At 61.6% G+C, this 13,150-nt stretch carries 9 protein-coding genes and 3 pseudogenes; 5 read left to right on the forward strand and 7 right to left on the reverse strand.

The window, feature by feature from the left end:
* Positions 1-17 precede the first annotated feature (17 nt).
* On the forward strand, positions 18-473 hold the full coding sequence (locus tag ACZ1J6_RS22760; protein ID WP_465128831.1) for a carboxymuconolactone decarboxylase family protein: 456 nt from the start codon (positions 18-20) through the stop codon (positions 471-473).
* 178 nt (positions 474-651) lie between these two features.
* Here the strand turns inward: ACZ1J6_RS22760 and ACZ1J6_RS22765 are convergent, their stop codons facing one another.
* The 4 genes from ACZ1J6_RS22765 to ACZ1J6_RS22780 form a co-directional block, all read right to left on the reverse strand.
* Positions 652-1,908, reverse strand: a complete 1,257-nt coding sequence (locus ACZ1J6_RS22765) for an MFS transporter (RefSeq protein ID WP_465128603.1) — start codon at positions 1,906-1,908, stop codon at positions 652-654.
* 11 nt (positions 1,909-1,919) lie between these two features.
* Positions 1,920-3,173 carry an arsenic transporter gene (locus ACZ1J6_RS22770; protein ID WP_465128604.1) on the reverse strand — a complete coding sequence of 418 codons (1,254 nt, stop codon included), beginning with the start codon at positions 3,171-3,173 and terminating at the stop codon, positions 1,920-1,922.
* Between the two features lie 67 nt (positions 3,174-3,240).
* Positions 3,241-4,566: a sensor histidine kinase gene (locus tag ACZ1J6_RS22775; protein ID WP_465128605.1), complete on the reverse strand. Its 1,326-nt coding sequence runs from the start codon at positions 4,564-4,566 to the stop codon at positions 3,241-3,243.
* A complete protein-coding gene (locus ACZ1J6_RS22780) occupies positions 4,563-5,243 on the reverse strand; it encodes a response regulator (RefSeq protein WP_465128606.1) in 681 nt (226 codons plus the stop codon). Before ACZ1J6_RS22780 ends, ACZ1J6_RS22775 begins: the two co-directional genes overlap by 4 nt.
* Positions 5,244-6,235: 992 nt before the next feature.
* On the opposite strand from ACZ1J6_RS22780, the pseudogene ACZ1J6_RS22785 reads away from it, so the two are divergent.
* The 3 genes and pseudogenes from ACZ1J6_RS22785 (at position 6,236) to ACZ1J6_RS22795 (ending at position 7,898) form a co-directional block, all read left to right on the forward strand.
* A pseudogene (locus ACZ1J6_RS22785) lies at positions 6,236-7,007 on the forward strand (IS5 family transposase).
* A 328-nt stretch (positions 7,008-7,335) separates the two neighbouring features.
* The gene (locus ACZ1J6_RS22790) at positions 7,336-7,584 is read left to right on the forward strand and encodes a ribbon-helix-helix domain-containing protein (protein ID WP_132270574.1); all 249 of its coding nucleotides are present in this window, start codon (positions 7,336-7,338) and stop codon (positions 7,582-7,584) included.
* Positions 7,581-7,898 carry a type II toxin-antitoxin system RelE/ParE family toxin gene (locus ACZ1J6_RS22795; protein ID WP_465128607.1) on the forward strand — a complete coding sequence of 106 codons (318 nt, stop codon included), beginning with the start codon at positions 7,581-7,583 and terminating at the stop codon, positions 7,896-7,898. Before ACZ1J6_RS22790 ends, ACZ1J6_RS22795 begins: the two co-directional genes overlap by 4 nt.
* A 317-nt stretch (positions 7,899-8,215) precedes the next feature.
* Here ACZ1J6_RS22795 and ACZ1J6_RS22800 read toward each other — a convergent pair whose 3' ends face one another.
* Together ACZ1J6_RS22800 and ACZ1J6_RS22805 are read right to left on the reverse strand one after the other, a co-directional pair.
* Positions 8,216-9,409, reverse strand: coding sequence for an IS91 family transposase (locus ACZ1J6_RS22800; RefSeq protein ID WP_465128608.1), 1,194 nt, complete (start codon positions 9,407-9,409; stop codon positions 8,216-8,218).
* 6 nt (positions 9,410-9,415) lie between these two features.
* A complete protein-coding gene (locus tag ACZ1J6_RS22805; RefSeq protein WP_465127147.1) occupies positions 9,416-10,318 on the reverse strand; it encodes a tyrosine-type recombinase/integrase in 903 nt (300 codons plus the stop codon).
* Positions 10,319-11,059: 741 nt separating this feature from the next.
* Here ACZ1J6_RS22805 and ACZ1J6_RS22810 point away from each other — a divergent pair.
* Positions 11,060-12,191: pseudogene (locus tag ACZ1J6_RS22810) on the forward strand (IS3 family transposase); the annotation flags it as partial.
* A 219-nt stretch (positions 12,192-12,410) separates the two neighbouring features.
* On the opposite strand, the pseudogene ACZ1J6_RS22815 reads toward ACZ1J6_RS22810, so the two are convergent.
* Positions 12,411-12,848: pseudogene (locus ACZ1J6_RS22815) on the reverse strand (IS110 family transposase); the annotation flags it as partial.
* Between the last annotated feature and the right edge of the window lie 302 nt (positions 12,849-13,150).

Consider the following 13,150-nt stretch of genomic DNA (forward strand, 5'->3'; position numbering starts at 1 on the left):
ATTACGAGGAAAGCAGTATGACCGAGATAAAGCGTTTAAACTGGTCGGAAATCGCGCCCGAGGGCGCCAAGGCTCTGTTCGGTATCCATCATTATGTCACCAAGAAAACGGATCTTCCTGAAGAGCTGATCCATCTGGTCTTTCTACGAGTGTCGCAAATCAATGGCTGCGCCCACTGCATCGATATGCATACGCGCGATCTGCTCAAGACCATGGCGATCGACAAGGTTGCCCTCGTTCCTGTCTGGGCGGAGGTGCCGCACCTGTTTTCTGACCAGTATCGGTCAGCGTTGGCTTGGGCGGAGGAAGTGACCAATGTCAGCACGACCCATGCTTCGGACGAAGCCTATGCCGCCGCTGCCGCCGTCTTTGCTGAAAAGGACTTGGTCGATCTCACGCTAGTGATCGCGGCAATGAACGCGTTCAATCGCCTCGGCGCGCCATTCCGCCTGCCGGTCGCCGCGAAGCCATAGGCTCTTAAGATGGGGGAGCATGCCCTTGCTTCCCCCTTTCGGCAGCACGCGACCACACCCGGTCGTTCAACCCACGGAACGCGAATGTCGGGAATCGATTGAAGCCGTTCTTCGCAGCGGATCGGTGCCTTTAGGGTATAGCTATAAAGGACTTGTGGCTGGCGGGGGTCCTCGAATTTCAGATCTTTTTTGTTTCTGGCATTACCACCAGGTATAGCAAAAGCCCGGCGATCGCGATCACGGAAAGAGTGAAGAAGCTCGCAATGTATCCTTCCCAAACGATGATTGATCCGGCCAGGGTAGCCGACAATGCGGCCCCTAGTCCCTGCGTCGTTGCGACCGCCCCCTGGCTGACATTGAACCGCCCCGATCCGCTCGTCAGATCGGCGATCACCACCGGGAATAATGCTCCGAAGATACCGGCGCCCACACCGTCGAGCGCTTGCACGCTAACCAGCCAGTAGGGACCGTTCGATAGCGTGTAGAGCGCGCCGCGCGCAGCCAGGACGGCAAAGGCGACGAGGAACAGCGGCTTGGTGCCCCAGCGCTCGGTATAGCGGCCAACGATGATCGCGACAGGAACCATCACCAGTTGAGCCGCGACGATGCAGGCGGCGGTCAGCGAAGTGGCCTGATCCTTGCCGACTGTCTTGGCAAGCAATTGGCTGACCGAGGTCAGCATCGCCGCGTTGGCGAGATGGAACAGGAAGGCGATCACTGCGAACAGCATCAGTGGCCGGTTCTCGACAAGGGTCTTCCATCCGCTCGGTTCGTCGCATTCCTCATCTGGCTCACAGTCGAGTCCGCGCGCGACGGCATTATCGATATCATCGTTGCGGATTCGCATCGCGCTCAGGATGCTGGCGACTGTCAGTGCGCCCATCAGCCAGAACACCACCAAGGGTCCGAACTTCCAGGCGAGCAAACCTGCAAGTGCGGCCGACACGGCGTTTCCGGCATGGTTGAAAGCTTCGTTGCGACCCACGCGCCTGGCGAACATCTTTGGGCCAATGAGGCCCAATGTGATCGCCGATATGGCAGGCGCAAATATTGCGCCTGCGGCCGCAGCGATCGACTGCGAGACGGTTACGGCGGCGAACCCGAAAACGAACGGCAACGAGACGCTGGTGAGAGTCACCAGGAGCGCCGCAATCATGACTATGCGGGGTTTGTTGCGGCTGCGATCGATCAGGCTGCCCGCTGGCACTTGGGCGAGCAGACCGACGACGCCGGCGATGGTCAGCACCAGACCGACCGTCGCCTCGTTCCAGCCGTGTGCGGGTCCGCGTACAGCCAGCAGATAGATCGCCAGATAGGGGCCCAGACCATCGCGAACATCGGCGAGAAAGAAGTTGAGCGCGTCGAGCGTGCGCCCTGGCGACGAACGTCGTGGTGATGAACCGCTGGCTGACGGAAATGAAGATGCGATCGGCATACTATCCCCTTTCAACCGACAAGGAGCCGCGTAGCGAGCGCTGCAAACAGCGCCAGCGGCATCGCGACGATACCGATCTTCAGGAACCTCCCGAAGCTCACATCCTCGCCTTCCCGGCGGATCACCTGAAGCCACAGGATCGTCGCGAGCGAGCCCGTCACCGACAGGTTAGGTCCGAGATCGACGCCGATTAGCAACGCATCGGTGACAAGCCGTGGCGGCTGCGCCTGGCCGATGGCGGTCGCTGCTACGAGGCCCGCAGGAAGGTTGTTCACCAGATTGCTGACGAAAGCGAGGATCGTGCCCGATGCGGCTGCCCCGCGCATCGGATCAGCCGACACATGGCGCAGCGCGTCGGCTATCATCGCGATCACGCCGGTGCGATCGAGCGCTTCGACCAGCACGAACAAGCCGGCCACGAGCGGCAGTACACCCCATGACACATGCCAGGCGAGCGTCAGCGGCGATGATCGGGATATTGCGGAGACAACCATGGCGGTAGTGACCCCCGCCACCGCCGTTGAGAGGCCGAGTTCTCGGTCGAAAGCCGACATGATGATCAGAAGAGCGGCGGTCAGGACGATGCCGACGATCGCAAGCTTGCCGCCGGCGGACAAGGGCAAGCGCTCCACACCCGCCTCACATTCCCCGGCAATGCGTGTTCGTTCGAGCCAGCGTAGTGCCAGGAACGTCACGACGATCGATGCCAGCGAGGGTAGCGCGAACGAGCGCAGCCACTGGCCAAGCGGCGGCATATGGCCGCCGTAGAGGACGAGGTTGGCGGGATTGGAGATAGGCAGCACGAAGCTTGCCGCGTTTGCGACCAGCGCGCAGGCGAAGAGCAGCGGTAGCGGATCGTCCTTCGCTTTCCGGGCTGCGGCGAAGACCGCTGGGGTCAGCACGACCGCCGTCGCATCGTTTGACATGAAGGTCGTGACCACCACCCCGGTCGCATAAACGAGCATGAAAAGGCGCGGTCGGGATTTGCCGGCGGCGTTGACCGCGGTCGCCGCGATCCAGTCGAACGCGCCATGTTCGCGGGCGGTCTCGCTCAGCAGCATCATACCGACCAGGAATAGATAGACGTCGAGCCCCTTGCCGATCGCGCCGGCGGCCGCCGCGACCGGCATCAGGCCAAGGGCAACGAGCAATACGGCGCCCGCGACCGCCCAGATCCATTCAGGGCAGCGCATGGGCCGCGTGATGACGCCCGCTGTCGAAATGCCGGCAATCAGCCAGCTCGCCCCTATGGCAGCGGTCACCATGCGAGGCTGTTCCGATCATGTGAGAGGTCGCAGCTGACCGCGCTGCGCTGTGTCCATGTGCGGAAGGTCATGATACCAGGGCCATGGAAAGGCGGACGAGGAGACCGCCGTTGTCCGCTTCCAGCAGGTCCAAAGTCCCGCCATGCAGAGCGATGAGATCGCGAACGATCGCCAGACCAAAGCCGTCGCCGGTCGGGGCCTCGTCGAGGCGGATGCCCGGCTGCATCGCCCGCTCGCGCTGGGCCAGAGGAATGCCCGGACCATCGTCCGCGATGCTTAGGCTGACACGATCGCCATCGGCCCCCGCGGTCACGCTAACGGTCGCGCGTGCATGGCGAGCGGCATTGTCGAGCAGGTTGCCGAGAATTTCGGCAAGGTCGTGGGCGTCGAGCGACACCGCAAGCCCATCCGGCACATCGACGCGCATGTCGATGGCAGGCCTCAGCATTGCAATGACCTGGACAACGTCGGCAACGACAGGCGCGACCAGCGTCGATGCCCGCCGCGCGACGGCAGCCGTCCGGGCGCGGGTGAGATGCCGCCGTATGACCGCTTCCATCCGCTCCACCTGAGCGATGGCCTGGGGGTTGTCTTCCACGGTCAGCGCCAGCGTTGCGACCGGCGTTTTCAGGGCGTGGGCGAGATTGGCAGCTGACGCGCGCGCAGCCGTCAATGCCGCCGCGCTCTCGGTGGCCAACGCATTGAGTTCGATCGCGAGCGGCCTCAGCTCTGCCGGTTGATCTTCGTCAACGCTCTCCCGCGTACCGCGTCTTATGTCCCCAACCTGATCGCGTAGTGCCAGCACGGGTCGCAGGCCGAGGCGGAGTTGCAGCAAGGCCGCCACTGTGAAGACCGCTGCCATAATCGCAATCACGCTCACCAGTGGGATCAGCGCGGCGCGGATCGGCCGCGCAATCACGCCCGATGGTGCTGCGGCGACGAGCGTCACAGTTCCGTTGTTGGTGGAGATCATGGCCTGACGTGAATGGACGCGGCCATCGCTGTCCTGGCCTTCATAGGGAATGGGCGCCTGCCGCGCGTCATCCTCGATCGGATCATTCGGATGTGGATGTGGAGGGCGTGGCGGTCCCGGATCGAACGCCGGAAAATCTGTCGAACCGATCGTGCCCGCTGGCCCCGAGATCCGCCAGCGCCAGTCAGGACCGAGCCGCATGACGCCGAGGCGCCGATCGATCAGCGCGCGGTCGACCGTCCCGTCGGACCGGACCGCGGTTGCCATCATGGCGAGCTGCGCTTCGAGTCTCTGGTCCAGTCCCTCGGTCACGAAACGCGAAAGCACGCCCGCCATCGCCCAACCGGCGATGATCAGCGCCGCAAGGGTGGCAATGCCGGACAGGACCAACATCCGCTGGCGCAGGGACCAGAGCTTCATGTTCTGGTGCCCATGCCCGGGCCTGCAGTGAGCCGGTAGCCGCGACCGCGCACCGTCTCGATCAGGTCGGCGCCGATCTTGCGGCGCAGGCGGCCGACAATCACATCGAGCGTGTTGGAATCGACGTCGGCGTCGCCTTCGTAAATCCGCTCGAGGAGATCGCGCCGCTCGACCACGGCTTCGCGGTGCATCATCAGTTGCGACAGCACCCGATATTCGAACGCCGTAAGCTTGAGCGGAAGGCCATCGAGTTCAAACTGCCCGGTCTGGCTCTCGAACACCAGCGGCCCGCATACCATGTGCGGATCGGCATGGCCTGCCGTCCGCCGCACGATCGCGCGAAGCCGCATCATCAGTTCTTCTATGCGGAACGGCTTGGTGAGATAATCGTCGGCGCCCGCCTTGTATGCGGTCACCTTGTCGGCCCAGGCCTCACGCGCGGTCAGCACGAGAACCGGGAGCGACCGTGCGCCCTTGCGCCATGCGGCAAGCACGTCGGCACCGCTTTTGCCGGGCAGGCCCAGATCGAGGATCGCCGCGTCATATTGCTCGGTATCGCCCAGATGCTGCGCATCGATCCCGTCGCTGACCAGATCCACGGCGCAATTCTCCGCACGCAGCTTGCGCGCAATCGCTTCGCCGAGAGCGGCATCGTCTTCGACAAGCAGGATACGCATGACCGCCCAATAGCTCCGCCAGGTTAAACCGAACATGAAAAGCTGGCTTCATGCTGGGTCGGATAGCGCCGTTTAGACCAGCACCATCGACAACCAAAGGAGTTGAAAGATGGTCGATCTGAAAAAGCCGTTCCGGCCTATGTCGCGCCGGACGAGAATTACAGGGGGTGCAGGCGCGCTCCTGTTACTGGGAGCAGCGGGCGGCGCTGGCGCGATGGCCATGACCCGGCCCGTCGTGGAAATGGCCCCGACCGTACCGACCGCAATCGCACGGTTGCCGCAGACCAGCGGTATCGTGACGGTCAAAGGCAAAGTGGCGGAGGTCTTTGGCAAGCGGTTCGTCCTGCAGGACGGCAGTGGCCGGACGCTTGTCGATGCAGGCCCTGACAGCATTACCGCGCTCCGTGCAGGCAGTATGATGATGGTCCAGGGACGCTATGACAATGGACAGGTTCGCGCGTCATATCTGGTCGATCCGCAGGGACGGGTAGAAGCTGTTGGCGCCCCACCGCGCCCACCGCGCCCGCCGCATGATCCACATCATGCAGGTCCGGACGGCCCGGGCCGCAATGGTCCGCCACCCCCGCCTCCGGGAGATAATCCGCCGCCCCCAACGATATCTGATGGCGCTCTGCCCCCTGTGGCTGATGATGTCCCGCAGCCTTCGAGAATTGATCGTCAGCCGGGTTCCCCGACCATCAAAGCATCCCCGTCACCACTTCAGAGACCAAACGGCCCAAATCCCTGAAGCATTAGGTCTGTCTCGCATGCGGGCGAGGCAGACCGTTTCATAAGAAGAAGCATGAAGGTTGATCACGTAGATCTTTCTGATGGGTTCTTCCGATGGTTTATCGTCATCATAAGTGATGCCGAAGGCGAAAGCGAAGTTCCTGCCGGATATCCTAAAAAAAGACTGCGAGGCTTGCCAGGCAAGCCTAGGCTCAGGACCCATTGATTGAATGTGCAGCATGTGATTCAGGCTCTGCGAGGAGATGCAGCATGAGCGGTATTGGCTGACGGATGAGCAGATGGCGCGTCTGGCGCCGTATTTCCCAAAAGCCATGGCAAGCCTCGTGTCGATGACCGCCGGGTTCTGAGCGGCATCGTATTTGTCAATCACAACGGGCTGCGCTGGCGGGATGCGCCCAGAGAGTATGGGCCGCACAAGACATTGTATAACCGGTGGAAACGGTAGAGCGCGATGGGCGTGTTCGCCCGAATGATTGAAGGTCTTTCTGCCCAGGGGGCAGTGCCCGGCACTGTAATGATCGACGTGACCTATCTCAAGGCACACCGCACGGCTTCCAGCTTGCGGGTTAAAAAGGGGATCCTGGACGCCTGATCGGACGGACTAAGGGTGGGATGAACACCAAGCTGCACGCCGTAACCGACGCCAATGGGCGTCCCTTGAGCTTTTTCATCACCGCAGGGCAGATTAGCGATTATACCGGCGCCGCAGCCTTACTCGACGATCTGCCCAAGGCGCAATGGATGCTGGCGGACCGAGGTTACGACGCCGAATGGTTCAGGGATGCGCTGGAGCAAAAGGGCATCAGGCCTTGCATCCCGGGCGGAAAATCCCGCTCGCTGCCGGTCAAATACGACAAGCGCCGATACAAGCGCCGATACAAGCGCCGCAACCGCATCGAGATCATGCTTGGCCGCCTCAAGGATTGGCGGCGCGTAGCAACCCGCTACGACCGGTGCCCGAACGTCTTTTTCTCCGCACTCGCTCTGGCCGCAACCGTGCTCTTCTGGCTGTGATCAACGAGTCCTGACCCTAGGCATAGCGGTTGCGAAGACCCTTTCCGCGAATGGCGCCGGCTTCGCACCTTGGATCGACTGACCGGTTCTGGCGAGCCCTGCCGTTCAATTCGTCAAGTGGGAAAGGCAGCAATGTCCCACATCGCGGCGTTTGGCGCGCGGCAAAACCGACCCTTATTCGCCGTTCAGCCGCTGATTTTTCACTCCTATCTGCGGCTGGTCCGCTTTCCCATTCCTGGACCCACTTCCGGCGCATTACCGCTAACCGGGCACTAGCATCCGCACACAAGATGCGATATGATAAAATCATATTTGAACGGAGGGCGGTATGGCTGCGAAGGCAATAACGGTAACGCTTGGCGAAATGTCATCGCACGCCGAGCGCCATCTGGCGTCTGGCCGATATGCTTCTATGAGCGAAGTGATGCGAGCGGGTTTACGCGCGCTGGATCGCGAAGAGGCAGTTTTGGATGAATTAGTGCGCGTCCGCGTTGCGGAAGCCCTAGCTGACCCCCGTCCCCCGATGCCGCTCGACCGGGCATTTGCGCAGGTTAGGGCCTCGATCGCCAAAGCATGACCTATGATGTGCAGCTGTCGGCATTGGCGATCGAGGATTTGATTGCACTTCACCAATGGGTGAGCGTGGAAGCTGATATTCCCACGGCAGACGGCTATCTTACCAGAATTGAAAACCGCATCGCAGCGTTGGGCGATTTCCCGCAGCGCGGGTCGCCCCGTGATGACTTAGTGGTAGGCCTGCGAACGCTGACATTCGAGCGTCGTTTAATAATAGCGTATAATGTAGATGGGAAGGTCGTCACCATCCAGCGTGTCATCAATGCTTTTCGTGACCTGGCACCGATTCTTCGAAGCTCTTCAATTGGCGTATGATTGCCATTTTCTGCTGTCGTTTAGAGTTTCGGACGCCGAGAGGCGTCGGAAAGTCGGCGGTGCCCGAACCCGCGGGCCCCGCGCGATGGTCTATGGGGATTTCGACTTTGTGCGGCTCTGGGCGGTGGCGGGCGCGTTGGATAAGCGGACGTATTTGAAAGCGGACGGTCTGCTTTCTGGCGGTCGCAAAGGTAGCTCACAGTCGGACGGTCCGCTTTCGGGCAGTTGGCGTCCGCTTTTCGACAGGCGAGGAGCAGACTCTGGCCTTCCCGGGAGCGTGGTCGTCACGGGGTCTGTCGATGATGTGCCGTGCCGGGTCACGACGCCTGTCTCTCGGATGATGCTGCGAAGCATGGAGGCGCGCGAGGCTGGTACCGGCGTTCCAGGATCTCGATGACGATCATGCGTCCACCGCAGCACGAGCACGGCGGCCGGGCATCTGGCGGTTCGGCGGGCATGTCATCGACAGCAGGCGGCGCGACCGCGAGCAGTTGGCGGGCCCGTTCGAGACTGTCCTTGCGCGTACCACTGGCGAGCAGGCCATAATGGCGGATGCGGTGAAAGCCCTTGGGCAAGTCGTGGAGCAGGAAGCGGCGGATGAACTCGTCGGCACCAAGCGTCATCACCTGCTGCCGGTCGGCGCCGCCGCGGCGATAGTCCTTGTAGCGGAAGGTGACGCCGTCCTCGTCGAAGCGGAGAAGGCGGCTGTTCGAGATGGCGACACGGTGAGTGTAGCGCGACAGATAGGCGAGGACCGCTTCGGGCCCGGCGAATGGCGGCTTGGCATAGACCACCCAGCGCTTTTTGCGGACCGGCGACAGGTGGCGCAGGAATGCGCGCCGTTCGGCGAGATGCGCCATGCTGCCGAAGAAGGCGAGATGGCCGGCATCGTAGAGCGCGAGCAGTCGTGTGAGGAACAGGCGGCGGAACAGCGCGCCGAGCACGCGTACGGGCAAAAGGAACGCCGGACGCGCCGAGACCCAGCGCGTGCCGTCGAGCGCGATGCCGCCGCCGGGGACAATCATGTGGATGTGCGGGTGGTGGGTCAGCGCCGAGCCCCAGGTGTGGAGCACGGCGGTGATGCCGATCCGTGCGCCGAGATGCTTCGGGTCCGCGGCGATGATCTGCATCGTCTCCGACGCCGCGCGGAACAGCAGATCGTAGATCAGCGCCTTGTTGTGGAAGGCGATGGCGCCGACCTCGGCCGGCAGGGTGAAGACCACGTGGAAGTAGCCGACCGGCAGCAGGTCGGCCTCGCGGTCGGCGAGCCAGGTGCGCGCGGCAGCGCCCTGGCACTTGGGACAGTGCCGGTTGCGACAGCTGTTATAGGCGACACGCCAATGGCCGCAGTCCTCGCAGGCCTCGACGTGGCCGCCCATTGCCGCCGTGCGACACTGTTCGATCGCCGACATGATCTTGAGCTGGTGCAGGCTCAGATGCCCGGCATGGGCCAACCGATACGCCGGCCCTGCCGTTCGGAAGATATCGGCGACCTCGATGGAGGTGCGCACCTCGCCTCAACCGTCGGGCGTTCCCCCGCTCGGGATCATCAGCCGGTCGAGCGGACTGGTCACCGCGCGCATCGTCTTGGTCGCTACCTGGGTGTAAAAGGCGGTGGTGTTGAGCTTGGCGTGACCAAGCAGCGCCTGGATGACGCGGATATCGACACCGTCTTCGAGCAAGTGCGTGGCGAAGCTATGCCGCAGGGTATGCGGGCCGACCCGCTTGGCGATATCGGCTGCCTCGGCCGCCTCGACGACGATGCGATACAGCTGCCGCGTGCTGATCGGCACTGTCGCGTTCTGGCCCGGGAAGAGCCAGCCGTTCGGAAGCATGATCCCCTGCTGCCGACCAGCGCGCCACCACTCGCGTAGCAACACGAGCAAGCCTTCGGGCAGCATGGCGTTACGGTACCGCCCGCCTTTGCCGCGCTCGACCCGTAGCAGCATACGCTTGCTGTCGACGTCGCTGACCTTGAGCGCCGAGACCTCGGAAACGCGCAGTCCGGCACCATAGGCGACCGACAGTGCCGCCTGATGCTTGAGGCAGGTCGTGGCATCGAGCAGCCGCTTCACCTCGGCCAAGGTCAGCACCACCGGGATCTTACGGGCATGCGCGGTGCGGACCAGCTTGCGCGCGAGCTCGGGTCGGTCGAGCGTGTGGGTGAAGAAGAACCGCAGCGCCGCGACGATGCTGTTCATGGTCGGCGCCGGAACGCCGGCGTCCTGCTGCTCGATCTGGAACCGCCGGACATCCTCGGCGGTCGCGGTGTGCGGCGAGCGCCCCAGCCAGGTCGCAAACCGCCCGACGTCGCGCAGGTAGTTGCGCTGCGTCTCGCGTGAGAACCGGCGCATCGTCATGTCGTCGATCAGCCGCTGGCGTAGCGGGCTGATCGGGCCAACCGGAACAAGCTCGTTCATCGTTCGACTCCTCATGTTGAAGGAGCCGAAAGGGTCCGCCCATTACGGGCACTGCTCAATCCAGGCGGGACGTTCTCGTTGTCACGGATAGCTCACCACGGGCACCACTCCCGCGCAGCGGGTTCGTGCACCGACCCTTTACGGACACTCAGCCCCCGATTTTCCGATCCCATCTGCCGCCCGTCCGCTTTCGCATCTTCGTTGCTCAAAAGGGCCGGGAGGCGAAAGTCAGGTTCCGAGAGATTGACCGTCACTTGGTGCCGTTTCCCGTAAATCAGATCGTACGGTCAGATTGCGGAGTATACCAAATGCCTGTAGGTCCCGAGCCAGGAGGTGAAGCCACAGTGCAAGACTTTGCAGACGTGATCACGAACATGGCATCTGCAATATTCTGTCTGTCGTTTTGCTTCCAGAATATCAGGACCACCGCAGACTGCGCCTCATGCGCTCCGGTTCTGCAATTTTAACTGCTGTATGGCTTCTGCTTGCGGTGGTTTACCCTGTACCAGTTATGATCGAAGCTCCAGAAGAGACTAGGGCGCTTGCGGTCTATGTAACGCGCGCGGCTTTTCTCGGCAGCATCATCGTTGTCGCTGCGATTGCAGGATGGCGTCGATTTCGAGCGATATTTAGCATTTTCGGCTAATGCCGGCTTTATAGCCCTCTTGCCTGTTGATTACCACTGAGAAGTGACCCCGGGGGGGATTCGGACGAAATCTTGGACCACCATGGAGGTAGTTCATGTATTCCTACGCAGACAGGATCCGGGCGGTTGAGTTGTATCTCAAGCTCGGCAAGCGGATTAGGGCGACCATTCGCCAGCTGGGTTATCCTACCAAGAATGCGCTTAAATGCTGGTGCCGAGAGTACGAGCAGCAGCAGGATTTGCGAGAGCGCTGCGCGCCTCGATCGCCGAAGTATTCCGAGGCTGACAAGCAGGCGGCGTTGGAGCACTACCGCACTCACGATCACTGCATTGCATCGACGATGAGAGCCTTGGGTTATCCCGGTCGTGGCACCTTAAAGGCGTGGGTTCGAGAGGCGTTTCCGGATGCGAGGGCATCCATGGTCGGTCGATCCTGGCGTCCCGCGTATCCCGAAGCCTTAAAGCAGGCCGGTGTCATCGCGTTATGCTGTGGAGACGAAAAGGCGCAAGAGGTAGCGGATCGTCTGGGCGTTTGCCGACCGACATTGTACAACCGGAAAAGCCAGTTACTGAGTCATGAGGCTCTGTCAGCTATGAAGCACCGCAATACCTCTCCGCCAGCGTCGGAGCGCGAGGCGCTTGAACGCCAACTCGAAGCCTTGCAACGCGATATCCATCAACTGCAACTTGAGCATGACCTCCTGAATAAGGCCAACGAACTCTTAAAAAAGGCCTGGGCGTCGATCTGCACCTCTTGGGAAATCGGGAGAAGACACAGCTGGTTGACGCCCTCAAAGATATCTATCGGCTGCCGGAGTTGCTCACCCAGATAGGTTTGGCGCGAAGCTCTTACTTCTACCATCACGCCCGGGTGAACCTCGCTGACAAGTATGATGTCATTCGGCGCCGCATTACCGCAATCTTCGAAGCCAATCACCGCTGCTACGGCTATTGCAGAGTACAGGCGTCGCTGGCCAAACAAAGCGTGACAATCTCGGAGAAGGTTGTGCAGCGGTTGATGAAGGAGGAATGCTTTTCGTCGCCAAGCCCAAACGGCGGCACTTTGGCTCGTACTTGGGCGAGATCAGTCCTGCGCCCGAGAACCTGATCAATCGCGATTTCCACGCGAAGCCGCCTAACGAAAAATGGCTCACCGACATTACGGAGTTCCAGATCCCGGCCGGCAAGGTATATCTCTCCCCCATCATCGATTGCTTCGATGGCATGAACGCTCATCAGCCGGGCGCAAACTTCATCCGCCTTTGCCCGGTCAGTGAGAAGGCGATTGTATGCCCGCAACTGCTCCTCGATCGTCTCCATGGACGCAATGAGCGGAGCAAACAGGGCCTTCAAATCGGGACGCTGTGCATAGAACGCCATCAGGCGTTCGGTACGCCGGCCCGGCGTTCTGGCGGTGCCCATACGCAGGCCGAACAGCTTCAGGAGGCCACGCAGCTGATTGGCCATGGATGTCCGTGCGTTGATGAGCTGGGCGAGGATACGCAGGGCCGCCCTGTCTGTATGCGTGGCCGACGCTTTCATGTGGACGCGTTTGTACCAGCCCGTGCGCGCCAGCTGGGCAAGCCCTTCCGCGTCATGGACATCGCTTTTGTTCACGCGGGCAGAAAGGACGCCCTTCGCGTGCCGGGCGCAGATACATTCTATCGCGACACCACGCTCGACCAGCCCATGATACAGGAACGTCGATAACGTTCCCGTCTCCAGCACCACGCGTGTCAGATCGCTGCAATGTTTGTTAAGCCATTTGGCCAGAACATCGGGATCGCTCTCGACAACATCTCGCCGCAACACTTTCCCGTCGACGTCGACCACGCAGATATGCGTCGTCTTGTCACTCACATCCAATCCTGCGTAGATCGACATCGGTCATCCTCCAGCATTGAAGCGCCAAGGCGACTTCGTACCATGCACGAGGGTGGCTAAATCAATTACGCGGTGTCCTAACCCAAGGCGTTGCGCGTTTGTCGAAACGACTCTTTGGCGCCATTCAGACGCTAAAATCCGAAGTCAATCTGCAGACGGTCCGGTATGCGGTGCGTGTCGGCTAAAGCCAGCTCATCTTATAACCTGCAGCGAATGTTGCCGTCGGGATAGGGTAATCGATTGGGTCAGGCAAATGCACAGAGGCCTTCCGGCTTCAACTCCGGGCCCCACGAGACTGGATG

It is taken from the genome of Novosphingobium sp. BL-S-21, assembly GCF_055521655.1.